General features: G+C 40.8%; 18 protein-coding genes and 2 pseudogenes. 3 read left to right on the top strand and 17 right to left on the bottom strand.

Annotation, left to right across the window (positions count from 1 at the left end; genetic code table 11):
• Positions 1-24: 24 nt before the first annotated feature.
• Positions 25-1,140 carry an AI-2E family transporter gene (locus B7705_RS03725; RefSeq protein WP_084947881.1) on the bottom strand — a complete coding sequence of 372 codons (1,116 nt, stop codon included), beginning with the start codon at positions 1,138-1,140 and terminating at the stop codon, positions 25-27.
• Positions 1,141-1,244: 104 nt separating this feature from the next.
• Here B7705_RS03725 and pbp3 point away from each other — a divergent pair, with 104 nt between their 5' ends.
• Positions 1,245-2,486: a D-alanyl-D-alanine carboxypeptidase PBP3 gene (gene pbp3, locus B7705_RS03720; protein WP_084947879.1), complete on the top strand. Its 1,242-nt coding sequence runs from the start codon at positions 1,245-1,247 to the stop codon at positions 2,484-2,486.
• Positions 2,487-2,512: 26 nt separating this feature from the next.
• Here pbp3 and sdbB read toward each other — a convergent pair whose 3' ends face one another.
• Together sdbB and ccdA2 (B7705_RS03710) are read right to left on the bottom strand one after the other, a co-directional pair.
• Positions 2,513-3,058 carry a thiol-disulfide oxidoreductase-associated lipoprotein SdbB gene (gene sdbB / locus B7705_RS03715; protein ID WP_084947878.1) on the bottom strand — a complete coding sequence of 182 codons (546 nt, stop codon included), beginning with the start codon at positions 3,056-3,058 and terminating at the stop codon, positions 2,513-2,515.
• Positions 3,059-3,070: 12 nt separating this feature from the next.
• Entirely contained in the window at positions 3,071-3,778 is a 708-nt protein-coding gene (ccdA2, locus tag B7705_RS03710; RefSeq protein WP_084947876.1) for a thiol-disulfide oxidoreductase-associated membrane protein CcdA2, read from the bottom strand.
• A 220-nt stretch (positions 3,779-3,998) separates the two neighbouring features.
• Between ccdA2 (B7705_RS03710) and B7705_RS03705 the strand changes: the two are divergent.
• Positions 3,999-4,232, top strand: a pseudogene (locus tag B7705_RS03705) (IS5/IS1182 family transposase); the annotation flags it as partial.
• A gap of 368 nt (positions 4,233-4,600) precedes the next feature.
• Here the strand turns inward: B7705_RS03705 and B7705_RS03695 are convergent.
• From B7705_RS03695 to ccdA2 (B7705_RS03665), 7 genes are all read right to left on the bottom strand, one after another.
• On the bottom strand, positions 4,601-5,128 hold the full coding sequence (locus B7705_RS03695) for an AAA family ATPase (RefSeq protein ID WP_084947869.1): 528 nt from the start codon (positions 5,126-5,128) through the stop codon (positions 4,601-4,603).
• 55 nt (positions 5,129-5,183) lie between these two features.
• Positions 5,184-5,747, bottom strand: a complete 564-nt coding sequence (locus B7705_RS03690) for a TIGR01440 family protein (protein WP_162284870.1) — start codon at positions 5,745-5,747, stop codon at positions 5,184-5,186.
• A gap of 109 nt (positions 5,748-5,856) precedes the next feature.
• Positions 5,857-7,548, bottom strand: a complete 1,692-nt coding sequence (locus B7705_RS03685; RefSeq protein WP_084947864.1) for a cache domain-containing sensor histidine kinase — start codon at positions 7,546-7,548, stop codon at positions 5,857-5,859.
• Positions 7,545-8,282, bottom strand: a complete 738-nt coding sequence (locus tag B7705_RS03680; RefSeq protein WP_084947861.1) for a response regulator transcription factor — start codon at positions 8,280-8,282, stop codon at positions 7,545-7,547. The genes B7705_RS03685 and B7705_RS03680 overlap by 4 nt, the downstream gene beginning before the upstream one ends.
• Before the next feature lie 70 nt (positions 8,283-8,352).
• On the bottom strand, positions 8,353-9,465 hold the full coding sequence (gene msrB / locus B7705_RS03675) for a peptide-methionine (R)-S-oxide reductase MsrB (RefSeq protein ID WP_084947858.1): 1,113 nt from the start codon (positions 9,463-9,465) through the stop codon (positions 8,353-8,355).
• A 9-nt stretch (positions 9,466-9,474) separates the two neighbouring features.
• The gene (locus B7705_RS03670) at positions 9,475-10,038 is read right to left on the bottom strand and encodes a redoxin family protein (protein ID WP_070837332.1); all 564 of its coding nucleotides are present in this window, start codon (positions 10,036-10,038) and stop codon (positions 9,475-9,477) included.
• Between the two features lie 13 nt (positions 10,039-10,051).
• Complete coding sequence (gene ccdA2 / locus B7705_RS03665; RefSeq protein ID WP_070837330.1) at positions 10,052-10,762, bottom strand: thiol-disulfide oxidoreductase-associated membrane protein CcdA2; 711 nt, start codon at positions 10,760-10,762, stop codon at positions 10,052-10,054.
• A 143-nt stretch (positions 10,763-10,905) separates the two neighbouring features.
• Here ccdA2 (B7705_RS03665) and B7705_RS09635 point away from each other — a divergent pair.
• Positions 10,906-11,043 (top strand): annotated as a pseudogene (locus B7705_RS09635) (transposase); the annotation flags it as partial.
• Between the two features lie 37 nt (positions 11,044-11,080).
• Here B7705_RS09635 and B7705_RS03660 read toward each other — a convergent pair.
• From B7705_RS03660 to B7705_RS03630, 7 genes are all read right to left on the bottom strand, one after another.
• Complete coding sequence (locus B7705_RS03660) at positions 11,081-11,941, bottom strand: methionyl aminopeptidase (RefSeq protein WP_084947854.1); 861 nt, start codon at positions 11,939-11,941, stop codon at positions 11,081-11,083.
• A 15-nt stretch (positions 11,942-11,956) separates the two neighbouring features.
• On the bottom strand, positions 11,957-13,234 hold the full coding sequence (spxR, locus tag B7705_RS03655; protein WP_084947851.1) for a CBS-HotDog domain-containing transcription factor SpxR: 1,278 nt from the start codon (positions 13,232-13,234) through the stop codon (positions 11,957-11,959).
• A complete protein-coding gene (locus B7705_RS03650; protein WP_001028750.1) occupies positions 13,227-13,778 on the bottom strand; it encodes a GNAT family N-acetyltransferase in 552 nt (183 codons plus the stop codon). Before B7705_RS03650 ends, spxR begins: the two co-directional genes overlap by 8 nt.
• Before the next feature lie 15 nt (positions 13,779-13,793).
• A complete protein-coding gene (locus B7705_RS03645; RefSeq protein WP_001227076.1) occupies positions 13,794-15,053 on the bottom strand; it encodes a UDP-N-acetylglucosamine 1-carboxyvinyltransferase in 1,260 nt (419 codons plus the stop codon).
• A 174-nt stretch (positions 15,054-15,227) separates the two neighbouring features.
• Positions 15,228-16,733 (bottom strand): pyruvate kinase, encoded by a 1,506-nt coding sequence (gene pyk / locus B7705_RS03640; RefSeq protein WP_001042830.1) that lies wholly within the window; start codon positions 16,731-16,733, stop codon positions 15,228-15,230.
• Between the two features lie 64 nt (positions 16,734-16,797).
• The gene (gene pfkA / locus B7705_RS03635) at positions 16,798-17,805 is read right to left on the bottom strand and encodes a 6-phosphofructokinase (RefSeq protein WP_000820884.1); all 1,008 of its coding nucleotides are present in this window, start codon (positions 17,803-17,805) and stop codon (positions 16,798-16,800) included.
• Positions 17,806-17,885: 80 nt separating this feature from the next.
• A complete protein-coding gene (locus B7705_RS03630) occupies positions 17,886-20,987 on the bottom strand; it encodes a DNA polymerase III subunit alpha (RefSeq protein WP_084947849.1) in 3,102 nt (1,033 codons plus the stop codon).
• Between the last annotated feature and the right edge of the window lie 42 nt (positions 20,988-21,029).

Here is a 21,029-nt window from a genome sequence, read left to right as displayed (position 1 = left end):
AAAAAAATCAGGTCTTCCTGATTTTTAGATTGATTCTGATTTTTCCAGTTCTTTTTCTTTAGCTTCTTTATGATTTTCATATAATTTCACCAAGAACTTCGTAATTTCTTTTAGGATAGAATAGGTTGGCACTGCCACAATCATTCCGATTACACCAGAAATATTGCTAGAAAGTAAGAGAAGAACCAAAATGGTGATTGGATGAACCTTCATGACCCCTCCAACGATACGAGGATAAAGGATATTTCCATCAATTTGTTGAATAATCAGCATATAAATTACAGCTATAAGTACTCTGTGCGGATCAGTAAAGACGTTGGCAATCACCATTGGAATTAAGCCAATACTTGGACCAACATAAGGAATCAAATTTGCGATTCCAGAGAAAATAGCAAAAACTAGGGCGTACTTTAATCCGATAACGCTATAGCCAATATAGGCTAAAAATCCAATAATAACCGCATCAATCGCAATTCCACTGATATAACGGGCTATAGTTGTATTGAGATTGGTTAAAAGGCTAGAAAGATTCAATTTGTCATGCTTTAAGACAGTACGTTCCAACATTGGTAGCAACTTATGACCATCCAACAAGAAATAAATCAAGAATACAGGGGTCATAATGAGAATCAGCACCGTACTAAACAAGGCTGAAAGAATGCTTCCTAAACTGTTGCTGACGCTATTCAGGATATTCTGGAGGATATCCACATAGGAGAGATTCAGTTGTTGAATAGTTTGTTGAATATCAATATTTTGGAAGACAGGATTCTTGGACAAATCGATGATCAAATCTTGTAGTCTACTATAGATGTTTTGACTAGAAATAATCAAGCTGGTCAACTGATTAATCAAAATCGGCAAGAGATAAACGACCCCCACAACGATAGCACCAATTAAGGCACAAAGAGTGACCAAGACACCAATTAGACGATTGATTTTACATCTCTTTTCTAAAAAAGTAACGATTGGATTTGTAATGTAGTAAAAAAATCCACCAAGCAAAAATGGAATCATGATGGTATTCACAACCGTAACAAAGGGCGTAATGATGGCTCCCATTTCTCTCCAAAGATAGAAAATCAGTGTTAATAATAAAATTTCAGCTGTCCAAAAAAATAATTTGTTTCTACGGAACATAGGTATCCTCCTTCTCTCTATTTTACCATATTTCTGAAAAAGATAAGATGGCTTTAGTAAAAAAGCGAGAATATTTTTTTTCTTTATGATAAAATAAAGCTAATATGAAAAAAATAATTCTATCTTTTATGACACTTTTTGTTTTTGGAACAGCTTCTACTGTTTCTGCTCAGGAGTTTGATGTTGCTGCTAAACATGCCATTGCTGTCGAGGCTACAACTGGAAAAATCCTCTATGAGAAAGATGCAAATCAGCCTGTAGAAATTGCCTCTATTACAAAACTGGTTACAGTTTATTTGGTCTATGAAGCTCTGGAACAAGGAACTATCAGCCTGTCAACACCTGTTGATATTTCGGACTATCCTTACAAACTTACAACTAATTCTGAGGCGAGTAACGTCCCTATGGAAGCTCGAAATTATACTGTTGAACAGCTATTAGAGGCTACAATGGTATCCAGCGCGAACAGCGCTGCGATTGCACTAGCAGAAAAGATTGCTGGTTCTGAGAAAGACTTTGTAGACAAAATGAGGGCTAAACTTCTTGAATGGGGAATTCAAGATGCAACTATTGTAAACACTACTGGTTTAAATAATGAGACCCTTGGCGATAATATCTATCCTGGTTCTAAAAAAGACGATGAAAACAAGTTGAGTGCCTACGACGTTGCAATCGTCGCTCGTAACCTCATACGAGATTATCCCCAAGTTTTGGAAATCACCAAAAAACCAACTTCTACCTTTGCAGGACTTGAAATCCACTCAACCAACTATATGTTGGAGGGAATGCCTGCCTATCGTGGTGGAGTTGATGGGCTCAAAACTGGTACAACAGATAAGGCGGGAGCTTCTTTCGTTGGAACAACTGTTGAGAAAGGGATGCGTATTATTACGGTTGTTTTGAATGCAGATCAACAAGATACCAACCCTTATGCACGTTTTACTGCTACTTCTGCACTTTTAGATTATATTTCTGCAAACTTTGCCTTAAAAACTGTCGTCCAGAAAGGTGAAGCATACAACGATAGTAAAGTGACAGTTCTTGACGGGAAAGAAGAAAGCGTTGCAGCCGTTGCTAAGTCAGACATTTCTATCATCCAACGCATTGGAAGCAGTACCACACCATCTCTCCAATTCACACCAAAATCAACATCAGAAATGGCTCCATTGGAAGAAGGCAAGGTTATTGGTACTCTAACCTATGATGACCAGGATTTGGTCGGACAAGGCTATCTCACTTCTGACAAACCATCTTTTGAAATGGTTTCTGAAAAGAAAGTAGAAAAAGCCTTCTTTTTGAAAGTTTGGTGGAATCAATTTATCCGCTTTATCAATGAAAAACTATAAAAAAATCGCGAGTTTTCGCGATTTTTCTATTTCATCTCTTTAAAAGCTGCTTCCGCATCTGCATTGCTAATAGCACCAAATTGGATTTTTCCGATTTTTCCTTGGCTGTCAATCAAGTATTCCGTTGGAATACTACGAATTTGGTAGGCTTGGAAGGTAGTTGCCTTGGTATCATATAGAACTGGAATATCCTTGTAGCCTTGTTCTTGGTACCATTTTGGAAAGTCTTGAACTGTTTTTTCACCTTGGAGACCTGGTGCAATGACACTCAAGATTTCAAAGTCTCGATCTTGTTTGGTAGCTAATTCCATCAGCTCAGGCATGCTTTTTTTACATGGTCCACACCAAGAAGCCCAAAATTTCAAATAGACCTTTTTCCCTTTATAGTCTGATAACTTGACTTCTTTGCCATCCATAGACTGCAAGGTGAAGTCTGGCGCATCCTTACCGACTGCGATTTGCTGTACAGTAGACTGTTTAGGACTTTCCGTTTGTTTGGTTTCTTTTTCACCACAGGCAATCAACAAAAATAAAGACATGAGGCTCAATCCAGCAAAAATAACTTTTTTCATCTTTTTCTCCTTTTATCCAAGAATTCCTGACAAGGCATTTAACTGCCCGAGCATTAATAATAATCCCATCAAAATAATCAAGGCTCCCCCGATTTTCTTTAGTAGGATCATATGGGGTTTTAATTTGCTAAAATAGGGCATGATCCATCCCGAAGCCAAGGCCAGAACAAGGAAAGGAAGGGCCATTCCCAATGTGTAAACTAATGTTAGTATAGCTCCTTGCCAAGCACCATTCCCTCCTGAAGCTGCAAGAGCCAAGACCGAACTCAAAACTGGTCCGATACAAGGGGTCCAACCAAAACTAAAGGTTATCCCAAGCAAAAAGGCTGACAGATAATGATTAGACTTTGATTGTTTGAAGGTGACTGTCTTTTGAACTTCCAGTCTATTAAAATGCAAGATTTCCATCTGGTGAAGCCCCAAAAGGATAATGACCGTCCCCATAGCATAACGAAACCAGTCAGCATAGAGCATGTGCCCTAGGAATCCAGCTCCAAATCCTAAAATAAAGAAAATGAAGGAAATTCCAGCAATAAAGCACAAGGTCCGAATTAAACCTGACCATGCAACGTCTCTTCCAAAAAAGCGAAAGCTTTTCGAATTTCCCTGATCATCTAGCAGAATACCAGCATAGACAGGTAGCAAAGGGAAGATGCAAGGTGAAAAGAAGGACAGGATTCCTGCTAAAAAAACGGATACTAGAAATATAATCGACTCCAACGAATTACCTACTTTCACAAAATTCTAATCTTATTTTACTACAAAAGAAAAAATTTGTAAGAAGTCTGCTACGCTTATTTATTTTGACTAAATTTGACACAAAAAAAGGAGCTGAGCTCCTTTCAGATTGAAGACAAAGTCCTTAGACTACAAATTTCTAAGGGCTTTTCTTTGTGTAAAGTCGTATAATAGAGGTAAGAAAAGTTGTGAGGTGTTCCCTATGTTTCACAAAGAAAATCTCGAATATAACCGCAATCAAGTTGGTTTTTACACGCTAGATGAACTCGTTCCGCAAGCCCATTTTCTTCATCAGGTTGAGCAAGTGGTCGATTTTTCCTTCATCTATGACTTAGTCGCAGATACTTATTCTGAAGATAAAGGTCGTCCTAGTTTAGACCCTGTTATGCTGGTTAAAATCCCTCTCATCCAATGTTTCTACGGTATCCGTTCCATGCTCTTGGTAGCTTTCCACTTGTGCCAGCAAGTCTGCCACTTCTGATAAATCTCTCGTTTTTAACTCTCTGATGGACTGGGTAAAGGTGTATCTCTCACCCAAAGCCCTAAAATCAATCACTGTTTTTCTATGCATATCTTAAGTATAGCACAAAAAGGCAGACCTAGAACAGCTAAATCCAGCTTTGTTTACTGATTTCTATAACGAAAAATCTTCTCTAAGTTGCTTTTTTCTACTTTTGGCAATTCTCTATTAGATGGCACTAGTTATTCTAGTAAAAGATGGTCTTTTTTAGATCACTTCGCACAAACATTCAACAACAAAAACAGAGAGAGTCTTGGTTTCTATACCCTTACTCTCTCTGTCTTTTACTGTTCAGAAATTAAAAATTGATTTGAAGTTTTAATGATGTTTACCGTTTCCTTGACATCTAAATCATCCGTGTACAGAAAATGATGTTTCTCACTATTTTTAGCTAGGAACTCACTTCTTGCTTGGATTGATAAATCGCCTGTTCTCTCAATTTCTTTTCGAGAAGAATCTCTATCTTTCAAGGTTTCTTCTTGAGCCATTAGGACACAATATTTTAGCTTAATCCGTTTTTCTTTTAAGAAGGTGGCAATTTTCTTCAGTTGCTCTTCAAATATGACATACTCTATCACGACAGTAATGCCACGATCCAAGAAATTATTGGTCAGACTGATAATATTATCCCAGAACAAATCCATGTAAAATCCATCATCCTCCCAAGGAGCTACGAGACCTCCTTTAATCATTAAGTAAATAATGTCGCCCTCTATCACTGCACTTTTGTCAAAAGAATAGGCCAACTCTTTGCTGACGGTGCTCTTTCCAACGCCTGGAGGACCTGAAATGATATAAACACAATTTTCCAACCTTATACCTCTACATACTTGAAATATCTCTAACTTACGATAACTTTCAGCCCACTTATGACTTTCTTATGAAGTCTTCAGGATACTGTGCACGCGCACCACCGATGAGTTTTGGACGGCTAGCTAAAGCCGTTACATGGGCGTGCCCAATCTCACGTAGTACCGGTCGAATCGGAACCTGCACATGCTTGACATGCATGCCAATTGCGGTATCTCCGATATCCAATCCAGCATGAGCCTTAATGAACTCCACTTCAACAGGGTCCTGCATAAACTTGAAGGCCGCCAACTGACCCGAACCTCCCGCATGAAGAGTAGGTAGTACACTGACGATTTCCAGACCAAACTGCTCTGCCACCTGGCGTTCAACAACGAGGGCACGATTGACATGCTCACAACCTTGAACAGCTAGATGAATTCCTTTTTCTTCTAGGATATCTAGGATGGTCTTCACAATGATTTCCCCAATTTCTTGGCTGGATTCCTTGCCAATATGGCCACCTAAAACTTCGCTAGAGGATAGACCTAGGACAAAGAGGCTTCCTTCACACAATCCAGCCTTCTCCAAAACATCTTCAACAATCTGGCTTGTTGCTCTTTGAATGTCTTTTTCCTTCATACTTGATACCTCTTTTGTCACTATCTATCATATCTTTTTTTACTGATTTTATCAAGGCCAACTAATCATTCTGATTTTTAAAAGTAAAACTCCCAGAGTGAACTGGGAGTTAACTAGTTTCAATTTTATTGATGTATATTTCAACTGTCGTCCCTTTTTCGGGTGCAGAATTGATCTTCATCTGGTAATTGTCTCCAAAATGAAGTTTGAGTCGTTGGTCGACATTTTGTAGACCAACTCCCCCACGTTTGAGCTGACTTTGACTGCTATCACCAGGATTTTGGAAGCCAACACCATCATCCTCAATGCGGATGACAAGCCCTGTATTCTTTTTCTGAACAGAAACTTTAATATGGCCCTGACCTTCCTTCTCCTTAATACCATGGTAAAGAGCATTTTCTACAAGAGGTTGCAACACCAACTTGGGTAAGACTAGGTTACCAAAAGCAGGTTCTTCATCAATCTCATACTCCAGCTTATCACCATAGCGTTGTTTCTGGATAAAGAGGTACTGGCGGACATGATTGATTTCATCAGAAAGAGAAATCAAATCCTTTCCTTGATTAAGCGCCAAGCGGAAATAGGTTGCCAAGGACTTGGTCACCTGAACCACTCGCTGACTATCCTGAAACTCAGCCATCCAGATGATAGTGTCCAAAGTATTATAGAGGAAATGGGGGTTAATCTGGCTCGACAGTGCTTGAAGTTCATACTGCCGGGTTGCTTCTTCCTGCCTGCGCACATCTGCCATCAACTGATCAATCTGATCCAGCATGGCATTGAACTGGCGAGTCACTTCTCTCAGTTCATAGGCACCAGCTTCTTTGGCACGAAGATTTTGTGTACCAGAAGCAATTTCCAGCATGGTTTCTCTTAGGTCCTTCAAAGGGGCAATCCAGCGTTTGAGACTGAACCACACCAAGCAGAGACAGGCAAGAAGAGATAAGGCACTAGCACCAAGCAAGGTCCACATGAGTTGACTCCGAACCTGGTCTAACTTCTCCAACGAAGACACGCCTATAACCGTCCAATCAGTTCCTGCAATCTTTTCCTGACTGACGTAGGATTGGTAATCCAGCGTATAGCCCTGCCCCGTCTCAATGTAGGGTTTCATAGCCTCCATTTCACTCGCTGAGCTATAGACAGTACGTTTAGGATGGTAGACAAATTCATGATTTTCATTGATGATAAAGGCAAAGCCCTGCTGGCCCAACTGGAGTTGGTTGAGATAGGCTTCCAGAGTTTCGTAGGAAATATCTAATCGAAGCACACCAAGATTTGCTCCCTTTGCATCAACAAGTTCCTGAGTGACAGAAATAACCCACTGACTATCCGATTTACGAGCTGGGGTCAAAACTGGCTTAGCTCCCTGATGAATGGCCTTTTGGTACCAATCCTCAGCCATCATATCTGAGGAAGTTTTCATCTGCACACTGTCATCAGTGGAAATGACCTGACCAGACTTGGTTACCAAAACCACCGTTTTCAAGTCCTGGTCAGCCTTTAAGATGGTCAAAAACAGATCTCTGATTCCCTTGGCTTGGACTTGGTTAGGATTCTCAGCATAGGCCAACACATCCTTCTGCTGGGTCAAACTGGTAGAGGTGGTTTCTAATTTCTTGATATAAGACTGAATAAAGTGGCTAGTTTGGCTAATGGTCGTTTGGCTATTGCCCTCGATAGTAGCCTCAATAGCTGATGAACTAGATTGATAGTAGAAAGTCCCAACCACAGCCAGGAGAATGAGAAATACTAGAAAGATGGAAATAACCATTCTAACTAGGAGAGAAGAACGCTTCATCGACCTTCCCCCTTCTTAAACTGACGAGGTGTCACACCTGCAATCTGTTTAAAGCGTTGGGTAAAGTAGTTCATATCTTCAAAACCAACCTTCTCTGCAATCTCATAAATCTTTAAATCCGTTGTCAAGAGCAAAAGCTTGGCTTGTTTGACACGTTCTCGCACCAAATAATCCTGAAAAGGTAGGCCCAACTCTTTCTTAATCAAGGAGCTCAGATAAGTCGGACTAAAGCCCAAGTCACTGGCCAAAGACTTCAAACTAAACTGACTGTCAGCTAGACGGGACTGGATTTTCTGAGCCATATTTCCTTCAAACTTATCAGTTAATAAATCTTGTAACTGCTCTTCTTTTTCTTCCTTGTCTAGTTTTTGCTTGATTTTCCCTAACATTTCCTCAATATCCTGACGAGAAAATGGTTTGAGTAGATAGTCATCGACACCTAGTTTGACAGCAGACAAAGCATAATCAAAATCATCGTAACCCGTTAAAAAGACCAAATGAACTTGTGGATAGGTTTCCCGGACCATACTGGCCAACTGGATGCCATTTAGCTGAGGCATATTGATATCGGTTAAAATGATATCCGGCACCTGCTTTTGAATCAATTCCCAAGCCTGTCTTCCATTTTCAGCCTGACCGATGATTTCCATATCGTAAGCTGCTACATTGACCAGCTTGGTCAAGCCTTGTCTAACCAGATATTCATCCTCTACGATTAAGATTGTGTAGGTCATGCCCTGCTCCTTTGTCACTTACTAGTATCAGTATAGCAAAATTCTCCTCTAACTGCTTAGGAAAGACTTCTTAATCAACATAGTCTAGTAAATAAGCGTAGCCTTTTTCTGCCATTTGGTCTTTGGGAATAAAACGAATGGAAAGACTATTGATACAGTAGCGCAAGCCACCCTTGTCCTGAGGTCCATCTGTAAAGACATGGCCAAGGTGAGAATCTCCAACTCGGCTTCTTACTTCCATGCGTGTCATATTGTAGGACTTATCTTCCTTGTAGGTGGCAACATCTGGGCTGATGGGTTGGGTAAAACTAGGCCAGCCACAACCAGACTCAAACTTGTCCTTTGATGAAAAGAGAGGTTCGCCAGTAGCGACATCTACATAGATACCGGATTCAAATTTATCCCAATAGCGGTTTGAAAAAGCTCGTTCTGTTTGATTTTTCTGGGTAACTGCATACTCCTCAGGTGACAAGGTCTTTTTCAATTCTTCATCGCTTGGTTTAGGATATTTGCTGGCATCGATGACAGGATAGGCTGCCTGATTGACATTGATATGACAGTAGCCATTTGGATTTTTCTTGAGATAGTCTTGGTGGTAATCCTCAGCCACCACAAAATTCTTCAAGTTTTCCTTTTCAACTGCCAGAGGTTGATCGTATTTCTTAGCCACCTCATCAAAGACTTGGTTGATTACTTCCAAATCCTTGTCATCTGTGTAATAAACGCCAGTACGATACTGGGTCCCCACATCATTTCCTTGTTTATTTTTGCTGGTTGGATTGATAATGCGGAAGTAATGAAGCAGGATTTCCTTGAGGGAAATTTGATTAGCATCATAAGTGACATGGACGGTTTCCGCATGACCTGTTTGGTTAATCAATTCGTACTTGGTTGTTTCCCCTCTACCATTTGCATAGCCTGAAACGGCATCGGTTACTCCAGGCACGCGTGAGAAGTATTCCTCCACTCCCCAGAAACATCCCCCAGCTAGATAAATTTCGTGCAAGTCTGCGTCTTTACTCACTTCTGTTTTTTTCACTGTTTTTCCTCCTTGGCTAACGGATGCTTTCTCAATTTGCGAGCTATCTGTCTGCCCTGCATTTCGCATCAATAGGAAATAGAAACCGGTTATGGCTAGGAGAATGATCCCTGCCAAGACAAAAAGTTTTACTTTATCATTCATAGCCTTTCTCTACCCCATTTCTTTCAATTCTTTTAAAATCATATCCTTATCCATAAAACCTGGTTGTGTTTTGACCATCTTGCCTTCCTTGTCTATAAAGGCTTGAGTCGGGTAAGAACGGACACCATAACTTTCCAAAAGTTTGCCTGATGGATCAATTAGAACTGGAAAATTTTTATAATCCAATCCCTTGTACCAATTCTTAAAGTCCGCTTCTGCTTGTTCACCTTTGTGTCCAGGAGAGACCACTGTCAAAACTACATAGTCATCACCAGCATCCTTAGCAATTTCATCCGTATCTGGAAGGCTGGCTAGACAGATGGAACACCAAGAAGCCCAGAATTTGAGATAGACTTTCTTGCCCTTGTAATCAGACAAACGATAGGTCTTGCCATCTACACCTGTCAGTTCAAAATCAGCGACTTCCTGACCTTTAGTCGCAGTTTGTGAACTAACTTGTTCTGTTTTGGATTGCTCCTTCATAGTAGACTCGTCTGCCATGTTTTTAGCCGAACAGGCTGCCAAGCAACAAATTGAGCCTACTCCAAGGAGACATGTTTGCCATTTTTTCATTTCTTTTTCCTCTCTATTCAAATAATGTAGTCAAAATGGAAGCATTTCCCAAAAGCACCAAGATTCCCATCACGATAATGAGGAAACCACCCACTTTTTTGAGGATTCCGAGGTAAGGATGCAGTTTTCGGAAATGTTTCAAAACATAGCTGGAGGCGAGAGCTAGAACTAAAAATGGTAGCGCCAAACCCAGCGTGTAAACCAACATGAGACCAGCTCCCTGCCAAGCACCTGAGCCACCTGAAGCCGCTAAGGCCAAAACAGAGCCCAGAACTGGCCCCACACATGGCGTCCAAGCAAAACTAAAGGTTAACCCCAGTAAAAATGCCTGACTATAGCCGTTACCCTTTTGCCCCTGTCTCTTTAATTGTAGCCTTCTTTCCTTGTAAAGTCCTTGGAAATGTAAGACTTCCATCTGGTGCAAGCCCAAGAGAATGATAACCGCACCCGTCACATACTGAAACCAAGAAGCATACAGCAAATTGCCTAAAAAACCAGCTCCATAACCCAGTAAGATAAAGATAAAAGAAATCCCCGCTATAAAGGCCAAAGTTCGCAATAAACTAACAACTGAGATTGAAAATTTTCCGCTGGAAGCCTGAGCATCATTCTTATCATCCAACAAGACCCCTGCATAGACTGGCAACAAGGGTAAGATGCAAGGAGAAAAGAAGGAAAGAATTCCAGCAAGAAAAACACTGATAAAAAAGATTACATTGTCCATTGCCTTCCTCCATTCTTTGATTTGATAAGTCTATTATAATTCCCAACTCTAAGAAAAAACAGGGACAATGATAGGGAAAAATAGGAATTTAATCAGTTTATTTAGAAACCTTGTACAAAAAAGTCCCATAAGATCTATAATGAAAAGCTACTAATAATTTCAGCAAACTTATCAAACGAAATGCCTTTGGTTTTCGGAACTTTGAAAACTTCAAAAAAAGGATTTTCATCGCTCTCAACATCAAAAAAGAAAGGACGAAATTTGTCCTTTCTCGATCTTAGCTGACTTCAACCCACTACAGTTGACAAAGAGCCCATTTTAATACGTTCCTTCTTCACCTTGACTGGTCAAGATAACAGGTCCATCTTTGGTAATCACGAACTGGTGTTCATATTGGCACGATAGACCACCATCAATGGTCTTATGAGCCCAGCCAGTCTTCATATCTGTATCAATTTCCCAGTCACCAGTATTGATCATGGGTTCAATGGTTAGTACCATTCCTTCACGGAGACGGAGTCCACGACCTGCTATACCGTAGTTAGGAACCATTGGCTCTTCATGCATAGTTGGACCAACACCATGACCAACCAAATCACGAACGACACCATAACCGCGACTTTCAGCATATTCCTGAATTGCTGCACCGATATCACCGATGCGATTGCCGACAACTGCTTGCTCAATCCCTTTATACATAGCTTCCTTGGTCACGTCCATCAGGTTTTTCACTTCTTCAGACGGTGTACCAACCGCATAAGCCCAACATGAGTCAGCTAAACCACCAGTATAACTTTGGGTGTGTTTTTTCATTTGCTCGACATTGTTGAAGTTGAGTTTTGACACATTGAGATCTGATTTGGCAATCGGCCCACCTAGAACCATATCAACCTTGAGCAAGTCTCCATCTTTCAAGATGTAATGACGTGGAAAAGCATGAGCAACTTCGTCGTTGAGAGAGCAACAAGTGGCATAGGGATAATCCATGACTGCGCCATCCACGCCAATCTGTAGAGGAAGGAAATTCTCCTCTTTACAACGACGACGAACATACTCTTCTACTTCCCACATATCCACGCCTGGCTTAATCAAATCACGTAAGCCGATATGGATACTAGCTAGGAAATCACCAGCCTTGTCCATGGCTTCGATTTCACGTGCTGATTTTAAAGTTATCATTTTTTCTCCTAGATTCTAATTGATTTTAACTGTAACATTTGCTTTTGATACAATTTGATGACCATGATAAATATCATAATCAATAATGGCTGAGCGTCTCGTGTGGTGAATAATGCGTGCCTGAATCCGCAAAGTATCATCTATCTGAACAGCCTGCAGGAAGTAAATTAGCATCTGCTCGATGATGAGATTGCGTCTGCTATTTGCCACCAAATCCTGTGTCATGTGAGTTAAAATTTCAGCAAGAACACCATTTGCCAAAACCCCGTTTTTCTCAAGCATAAAGGGCTCAACTGTAATCACAACTTCGTCGTGATGATAAGACAACTTCTGACCAATTTGCTCTGAAAAAGTCGGCAAAGCCGAAACTTGAGAGCGGCTCATCTTATCCATGACATCTCGTCTCGTTACAACTCCGAGCAAAGTTTGATTGCTTCTCACTACCGGAACCATCTCAAAGTCTTCTGCTATCATCCGTTGACTGACATTGGCAATATTGGTCGCTAATCCTGTCACGAAAATGCTGCGCGTCATCACCTTATCAATCGTCGTGCTAGGGGATTTGTCCCCTGCATCACGCATGGTAACAACTCCCACAACCACTTGGTGCTGATTGATGACTGGGAAACGACTACTTCGATTCTTGCGTACCAAGTCTAGATAATCTTTCACTGTGTCTGTTTCTCTCAAAAAACCATACTCATGGCTAGGACGATAGAGCTTTTCAACTGTCAGAATATCGGTTTTGATTTGAACATTTGAGAGAGCTCTGTTGATCATGGTCGCTACTGTAAAAGTATCATGCTTACTTCTCAGGACAGGAATACCCTTTTTATTGGCAAGAGCTAGTACATCCTCGTGCACATGAAAACCACCCGTCACGAGAACCGCATTTTCATTTTCCAAAGCTAGAAGTTGAATACGAGTACGGTCTCCGACGATTAACAAACCACCATCATTCAGATAGGACAAGATATTCTGCTCCGTCATAGCCCCAATGGAGAATTTGCTAAACTCTCTCTCAAGCCCTTCCTGACCAGCCAAAACTTCGGAGGAAGTTACTTCAGCAATTTCAGCATAAGTTAGCCGCTCAATAGCCACTTTCTGGGACTTGACTCGTATGGTTCCACTACGTGGCCGAGTTTCAACGATGCCACGATTTTCAGCTTCTTTGATAGCTCGGTAGGCTGTTCCGTCACTAACACCTAGGTGATTGGAAATACTGCGAACGCTAACTCTCTTCCCAATTGGTAACTCTTCCAGATAGGACAAAATTTCCTGGTGTTTACTCATTGAATTCTCCTTTTATGTATCGAAATTCAAGATAGTCTCTCATTTTACGTGTATAGCGATCGCTCCCCTTAAACTGTCGGACTAGGTTAAAGCCTGATTTTAAGGCTACTTTTTGACTAGCTTGATTCTCCAAATGAGTGATGATGGATAATTGTTTTAAACCAAATTCTTCAAATGAAAGCTGACATAGCTTGGTAACCACTTCTGTCATAAAACCTTGTGACCAAGAATCCTTTTTTAAGAAATAACCAATTTCTGCTTCTTTTTTGATTTCATCAATCTTTTCAAATTTGATGGAACCAATCATTTCCTGATTTCCTTGGAGACAAATTGCCCAAACACCTAGAGGATTCTTCATAAAATAGTTAGCAAGTGCGTATTGACTTTCTTCCAAACTTGCTTGACTGGGAAAAATAAACTGCAGATTTTCCGGATTTGAAGCAATATCGTAAAACGCTTGACTGTCACTAAAAAAGAAAGGACGCAAATACAAGCGCTCCGTTTCAAAAAAAGAAAACATTGCTAATTTGGTCCAAATATTCATAATCACCTCAACGGTTTAGTCTTCAACGAGTGTAATATCCGCTCCAAGACTACGTAATTTTTCAATAATATCTGAGTAGCCACGAAGGATAAACTCAATATTTGTAATTTCAGTCTGGCCTTGAGCCATCAGTCCAGCAATCACAAGTGCAGCACCAGCTCGCAAGTCTGTAGCTTTCACCTTGGCACCATGTAGAATTCGCCCACCAGTGTAGAAAATATGGTCATTTGTAGTCGCAATATCCGCGTCCATTTTTGCTAACTCAAAGACATGGTTGACACGTTTTTCGTAAATGGTATCAATAATAGTACCACGACCTTGAGCAGTTAGTAAAAGTGGTGTGATTGGTTGTTGCAAATCGGTTGCAAATCCTGGATAGGGAGCTGTTTTGATATTGATGGCCTTCAAATCAGACTGCTCTTCAACGAAGATACTGTCTTCTGAGACCGTCATACGAACGCCCATTTCTTCTAGTTTGGCGATAAAGCCTTCTAAGTGTTCATAGAGAACGTTGTTAATACGGATTCCTTTACCAACCGCTGCAGCAAGTGATATATAGGTTCCAGCTTCGATACGATCTGGTATTACTTGATGACGAGTTCCATGAAGTTTCTCGACACCATCAATAATGATAAGATCTGTACCAGCACCACGAATGTGAGCCCCCATGTTATTCAAAAGGGTAGCCACATCGATGATTTCTGGTTCACGAGCCGCATTTTCAATAACAGTCCGTCCCTTAGCCTTAACAGCCGCAATCATGGTATTAATCGTTGCACCAACACTGACGGTATCCATGTAAATACTTGCGCCGTGAAGTCCCTTACCTTGGGCAGATAAATTCATATTATCTCCCTCATAGCTTACCTTGGCTCCCATGGCTTCAAAGGCTTTTAGGTGAAGGTCAATCGGACGAGGTCCCAGATCACATCCACCAGGAAGTCCAACTGTAGCTTCACCAAAGCGACCTAACAGACTTCCATAGAAATAATAAGAAGCACGAAGGCTATTGATCTTGCCATAAGGCATAGGAATGTTTTGAACACCTCTCGGATCAATCTCCAAAACATCATCGTAGCGTTTTACTTTCGCTCCCATGATTTCCATAATTTCTACAAGACTAGCAACGTCTGAAATATCTGGGACACAATCCAAAGTGACAACATCATCTGCCAGTATAATAGCAGGGATTAATGCTACAACACTATTCTTAGCACCGCTAATGGTGATCTCACCTTGCAATGGATGTCCACCATTGATGACAATTTTTCTCATGTTATACTCTTTCAAAATTTACTAAAAAGGTCTCTACATTCTATTATACCATAGTTCTCCTATTTTTCCCATTTCTGTTTAATAAAAATCACTCTCTTTTTATCTTCTAAAATAGAAAAAAGACCCATCACACAAGCACAAAAGCTTGGTATGATAGGCTTTTAAAAGTTTAGATTAACGTACTGTACGGATACGCATTGTGTTTGTACGGACAGCTTCTCCAAGTGGTACACCTGCAACGATAACGATATCGTCACCAGACTCAACAAGACCAGCTTCAACTGCTTTACGTTCAGCAATTTCGAACATATCGTCAGTTGATGAAGGTGCTTCTGTCAACATTGGGATAACACCCCAGTTCAACATCAATCCACGTTCTGTCAATTCGTCAAATGTCAATGCCAAGATATCAGCATTTGGACGGTATTTAGAGATCAAACGAGCAGTGTGACCAGTCTTAGTCAAAGTAACAACCAATTTGATATCCATTGAGTTTGTAGCATCTTTAACAGCTGAAGCCATAACTTCTGTCTTAGAGTTACGTTCGAATGTATCTGAGTTCAAACGTCCGTATTCGTTAAGAAGAGTTTGTGCGTTCTTGTCAATTGTAGCCATTGTTGTTACTGACTCAAGTGGGTATTTACCGTTTGCAGACTCACCTGAAAGCATTGTAGCGTCAGTACCGTCGATAACAGCGTTAAATACGTCTGATACTTCTGAACGAGTGGCACGTGGTTTTTCAGTCATTGTTTCAAGCATGTTTGTTGCTGTGATAACAACTTTACCAGCTGCGTTCACTTTAGTGATGATCATTTTTTGGTAAACTGGAACCATTTCGAATGGTACTTCGATACCCATGTCACCACGAGCAATCATGATACCGTCAGCAGCTTCAATGATTTCATCCAAGTTGTCGATACCTTGTTGGTTTTCGATTTTAGCGAACAATTGAACGTGACCATTACCAGTTTCTTCACAGATTGCACGAACTTCATTCACGTCTTTAGCAGTACGTACAAATGAGATCGCGATGAAGTTGATACCTTGTTCCAAACCGAAACGGATATCATCGTTGTCACGTTCAGCAAGAGCTGGGAAAGGAATTTTAGTGTTAGGGATGTTTACACCTTTTTGTTTAGCGATAATTCCATCGTTTTCAACTTCAACTTCAAATTCACGAGTTGCATCGTCTTTTGCAACAACACGAAGACCAAGTTTACCATCGTCAACCAATACTTGGCGACCAACCTCAACATCATCGTAGATGTCAAGAGCACCAGCAACGTTCAAAGCAATCACTTCACGAGTTGATTTGATTCCTTGTTTAGTTGCAACACGGATTTTTTCACCAGTTTTGTATGAGTATTCTTTTGCGTCACCTTCAAACAATTCAGTACGGATTTCTGGTCCTTTTGTATCAAGAAGGAAACCAACTTTCTTACCTGCAAGTTTTTCAGCAAGTTTAACAGTTGCCATACGCTCACCTTGTTCTTGGTGGTCACCGTGTGAGAAGTTGAAACGGAAAGTGTTCGCTCCTGCTTCAATCAATTTCGCAATATTTTGAGCTGAAGCTTCAACGTCAAGTTTTTCACCCCAGTATCCATCTTCACCGAATTTTTTACCACCACGGATTTCTACCGCAGGACCCAAAGTTGCAACGATTTTTACACGTTTGTTCATGATTTTGTGACTCCTTTATATAATTCGACCTTTATGGTCATGTTACCAAATTAATGAAAGTTGATTAGGACAAGCTCTTGTTCAAGCTAGCGAGTTCAAGATCAGCTTTGTGTGGGTTGTTCACCACAATCTTGCCATCTTCAGTCAAGCTAAACAAAGCTCCTTCTTCTGCTGTACCAAGAATTGGATTTTCAACCATTTTTTCATTACGGATACCAACAGCGACACCACCGATTCCTTGTTTGAGAAGTTTAACAGCATGTGCTCCCAAGCGTGACGCCAAGACGCGGTCACGCGCAGTTGGTGAACCACCACGTTGGATGTGACCAAGTTCAGTTACACGAAGGTCACTAGTGTCTCCAGCTTCTTTTAGTTTTTGACCAAATTCAGCTGCTGACATAACACCTTCCGCCAAAACAATGATGTTGTGTTTCTTACCGTGTTCATAACCAGCTTTGATGCTAGCTACGATTTCTTCCATGTTGAAGCCTTCTTCAGGGATAATGATTTCATCGGCACCAGTAGCAATACCTGCCCAAAGTGCGATATCACCAGCATTACGTCCCATTACTTCTACAACGAAAGTACGACGGTGACTTGATGATGTATCACGAATCTTATCAATCGCATCCATTGCAGTAGTAACTGCAGTATCAAATCCAATTGTGAAATCAGTACCTACGATGTCATTATCAATTGTGCCAGGCAGACCGATAGCTGGGAATCCATGCTCAGTCAAGCGCATAGCTCCGTGATAAGAACCGTCACCACCGATAACAACGACACCTTCGATCCCGTGTTTTTTCAACTGCTCAATCCCTTTAAGTTGACCTTCAAGTTGTGCAAACTCAGGGTAACGAGCAGAGTGAAGGAAAGTACCACCACGTGAAATGATGTCTCCAACTGAAGCAGCATCAAGTGGATAGATTTCACCGGCAACCATCCCTGCGTATCCATCATAGATACCAAAGACTTCCATTCCTTCTGAGATTGCTTGACGAACTACTGCACGGATGGCAGCGTTCATACCAGGGGCGTCTCCACCGCTAGTCAAAACAGCAATACGTTTCATTTGGTTTTGCTCCTTTTTCTTTTAACATTCCTATTGATTATACCACATTTCATTTGAAAATTCTTCTATTTTTCGTATTTTTAGCGATAAATCGTTTTCATAGCAATTCCCTCTAATTTTTCCTGTAAAGCAGGGTCTTTTTTTACAAAATGACAGGAGGAAACAATTGTTTTTTCTTCCTCTACATACCTGATAATGACAGGGATTGGGCCTTTGTATTGTTCTAGGATATTTGAAATCTCTTTATCGTTGTCGTGATTTTTAACTTGAATCCAGAATCGTTCAGCGACTGCTTCTTTCAAATCTTGTGCAATCATTTGCAGACGACCATCTCGAGATTGAATTTTGCCATTGATGTAGTAAAATTTCCCTTCGGATAAATTGGAAGCAAATTTTCTATATTGGTCTGAAAATACAGTTACATCCATCCGAGACTTACTATCATGAACCTGTAGAAAGGCCATACTCTCACCTTTCTTGGTTCGAATCACTTTAATCTTTTGAAGTTCTACTAGAAGAGTGGCTTGAGCTCCCTCAGTAAGATTAGTGATTGGAGTGGTCGGATATAGGGCTTGTTTGGCAAGAGTTTGGAGAGGATGGGGACTGATACCTACCCCAATCAGTTCCTGCTCTTTGTAAAATTTCTCTGCCTCAGTAAAATCATCAGCTTCAGTCCAACTATAATTTGTATCCGCAAAGAGTCCACCCAACTCCTCAACAAAGACAAATAAGTTTGGTAGGTTCACTAAGATTTTCTGACGATTCTTGTCAAATTCATCAAAAAGCCCTAGTTCAACCAAAGGCGTCAAAAGCGATAGTTTCTTGTAATTTTTAGGAAGACGAGTGACGAAATCTTCCACACTTGAAAAAGGACGATTTTCGATAATCCAGTAAGAAAAATCTCTTGGCATGCCCTTAATGGCTTTCAGACCAAGATAGATTTTCTTCTGAGCAATCTTATCGTGATAGGGAATACTGTTGATAGCTAAAGGCGCTACTTGAAATCCCATCTGCAGAGCATCGACAATATACTCACTGCTTGAATAATTCAACATGACTTGAAAGAAAATAGCAGGATAGTGCGTCTTGAAATAAGCAAGCTGGAATGCCAGTGCTGAGTAGGCATAGGCGTGGGATCTGTTAAATCCATAGCCCGCAAACTTTTCCATCACTGCAAAAAATTGGTTGGCTTTTTCTTCAGAATGCCCCAATTTCATAGCTCCAGAGATAAAATCTTCCTTCATCAAATGCATCTCTTTAGCATTTTTCTTACCCATGGCTCGTCTGAGAATATCGGCTTTACCAAGGCTGAAGCCTCCAAAACGCTGAGCAACCTGCATGACTTGCTCTTGATAGAGCATGATACCGTAGGTTGATGAAAGGATATCTTCTAAGGCAGGATCTAACACTGTCACCTTTTCTTTGCCATGCTTACGAGCGACAAAGTTATCAATATAATCACTAGCCCCTGGTCTATTGAGGGATGTCGTTGCTACAACTTCTTCAAAGACTTGCGGCTGAACTCGTTTCAAGAGTCGAATGGCTCCAGGTTGTTCAAATTGGAAAATCCCCTTGGTATTTCCAGCAGAAAAGAGGGCCAGAGTCGCCTTGTCTTCCAAATCAATCTCTTCGATTTTCAGATGAACACCCTCTGACTCAGCCAGTAATTCCTGCATTTTTTGGACAAAAGTTAAGTTACGCAGACCTAGGAAATCCATTTTTAGAAGTCCATTGGCTTCAACACCATGAGCATCATACTGAGTGATGAGCATATCCTCACCGTATTTTAGAGGAATATAGTCCGTCAAGTCTTGGTCACTCATGACCACTCCTGCCGCATGGATAGAGGTCTGACGAGGATACCCTTCAATCTTTCGAGCAATCTCAAAAGCTTTTTGGTATTCAATCTTGCTATTGATGAGCTGTCTAAATTGCAAATTCTTTTCATAAGCCGTCGTTAGCGTATCTCGAAAACTGATTTTTTTCGTAATATTGGTTAATTCGTACTCTGGAACACCATAGCGTTTGAAAACATCACGAATTGCCTGTTTTGCCCCAAAGGTCGAATAAGTGACAATCTGCGCCACGTGTTGACTACCATAGCGATCACGAACATAACGAATGAATTCTGGCCTATAAAGGTCTGGGATGTCGATATCGATATCAGGCATAGTGTAGCGCTCACGATTTAAAAAGCGCTCGAAAATCAAGTTCTTTTCAACCGGATCAATTCCTGTGATGTCAAGTGAGTAGGCCACCAAGCTACCCACAGCAGAACCACGCCCCATCCCCATATAATAGCCTTGGGAACGTCCAAAACGGAGTAAATCCCAAACTACAAGGAAATAGTCGTCAAAGCCCATATCATGAATCACAGCTAACTCTTCATTCAGTCGCTCACGATAGATAGCTGAGGTTAGCCCCTTGTCACTCAAGCCTTTCTCAGCTCTCTCTCTAAGTTCTTCTACCGCTGGTTTTTCAGGATTAAAGCGAGGAAGTTTTAAACTTGGGTCGAGTTGGTAACTAACATTCTCTATCAAATCTTGGAGATTAGCAAGTGCCTGAGGGAAGTGATTTTTAAACCGTGCTTCCAAGTCTGAGGCAGGTAGAAAGATTCCTTGTTGTGAATGCACATCCACTTCTCTTAGGCTGACATTATCCTTGATTGCCGATAAGATTTGTAAAACTTGAATATCTTCTTTTTCAAAAGAATTGACTTGATAGAGTGGAAGAATGGGCCTAGTAAAGACTTCTTGAGGAGTATCTGGACTAACACCGATATAATAGTCATAGCCTAAATCTAACTGTTCGATCCCCTCAAAATAGGGAACAATAATGGCCACATCCTCGAGGTGGGGGGTGAAGTCAGACCAATTTTTCCGTCCAGTCATTTTTAAAGTGGATAACTTCATCAACTCTTGATAACCTTTAGTGGATAGGGCTAGAAAACGAAGAGAAATATTGTCCTCATCTTTGACCAAGGTCATTTCTAGACCAATTAAAGGTTGAATGCCATGCTTACGAGTTGCTTCTAGAAAATGATAGGCTCCATAGAGATTATCCACATCCATGATAGCAAGGTGAGAATAGCCGGATTCTTTAGCCATTTGTACGTATTTTTCAATTGAAACCACACTTTCCATAAAACTATAAACAGTCTTGGTGTCGAGTTGTGCAATCATTTCTTCTCCTCCTTGCTTTAGATATAGTACTATTATACCATT

The sequence above is a fragment of the Streptococcus oralis subsp. dentisani genome, assembly GCF_002096685.1.
Taxonomy (GTDB): domain Bacteria; phylum Bacillota; class Bacilli; order Lactobacillales; family Streptococcaceae; genus Streptococcus; species Streptococcus oralis_AD.
Note: the sequence above shows the minus strand (reverse complement) of the source record. Positions and strands in the feature narration are given on the sequence as shown.

Excerpts from the sequence above, each read along its gene's own strand:
- B7705_RS03725 (WP_084947881.1), bottom strand. The coding sequence starts at position 1,140 with ATGTTCCGTAGAAACAAATTATTTTTTTGGACAGCTGAAATTTTATTA.
- pbp3 (WP_084947879.1), top strand. The coding sequence starts at position 1,245 with ATGAAAAAAATAATTCTATCTTTTATGACACTTTTTGTTTTTGGAACA.
- sdbB (WP_084947878.1), bottom strand. The coding sequence starts at position 3,058 with ATGAAAAAAGTTATTTTTGCTGGATTGAGCCTCATGTCTTTATTTTTG.
- B7705_RS03690 (WP_162284870.1), bottom strand. The coding sequence starts at position 5,747 with ATGAAGGAAAAAGACATTCAAAGAGCAACAAGCCAGATTGTTGAAGAT.
- B7705_RS03685 (WP_084947864.1), bottom strand. The coding sequence starts at position 7,548 with ATGAAGCGTTCTTCTCTCCTAGTTAGAATGGTTATTTCCATCTTTCTA.
- B7705_RS03680 (WP_084947861.1), bottom strand. The coding sequence starts at position 8,282 with ATGACCTACACAATCTTAATCGTAGAGGATGAATATCTGGTTAGACAA.
- msrB (WP_084947858.1), bottom strand. The coding sequence starts at position 9,465 with ATGAATGATAAAGTAAAACTTTTTGTCTTGGCAGGGATCATTCTCCTA.
- B7705_RS03670 (WP_070837332.1), bottom strand. The coding sequence starts at position 10,038 with ATGAAAAAATGGCAAACATGTCTCCTTGGAGTAGGCTCAATTTGTTGC.
- ccdA2 (WP_070837330.1), bottom strand. The coding sequence starts at position 10,762 with ATGGACAATGTAATCTTTTTTATCAGTGTTTTTCTTGCTGGAATTCTT.
- B7705_RS03660 (WP_084947854.1), bottom strand. The coding sequence starts at position 11,941 with ATGATAACTTTAAAATCAGCACGTGAAATCGAAGCCATGGACAAGGCT.
- spxR (WP_084947851.1), bottom strand. The coding sequence starts at position 13,234 with ATGAGTAAACACCAGGAAATTTTGTCCTATCTGGAAGAGTTACCAATT.
- B7705_RS03650 (WP_001028750.1), bottom strand. The coding sequence starts at position 13,778 with ATGAATATTTGGACCAAATTAGCAATGTTTTCTTTTTTTGAAACGGAG.
- B7705_RS03645 (WP_001227076.1), bottom strand. The coding sequence starts at position 15,053 with ATGAGAAAAATTGTCATCAATGGTGGACATCCATTGCAAGGTGAGATC.
- pyk (WP_001042830.1), bottom strand. The coding sequence starts at position 16,733 with ATGAACAAACGTGTAAAAATCGTTGCAACTTTGGGTCCTGCGGTAGAA.
- pfkA (WP_000820884.1), bottom strand. The coding sequence starts at position 17,805 with ATGAAACGTATTGCTGTTTTGACTAGCGGTGGAGACGCCCCTGGTATG.
- B7705_RS03630 (WP_084947849.1), bottom strand. The coding sequence starts at position 20,987 with ATGATTGCACAACTCGACACCAAGACTGTTTATAGTTTTATGGAAAGT.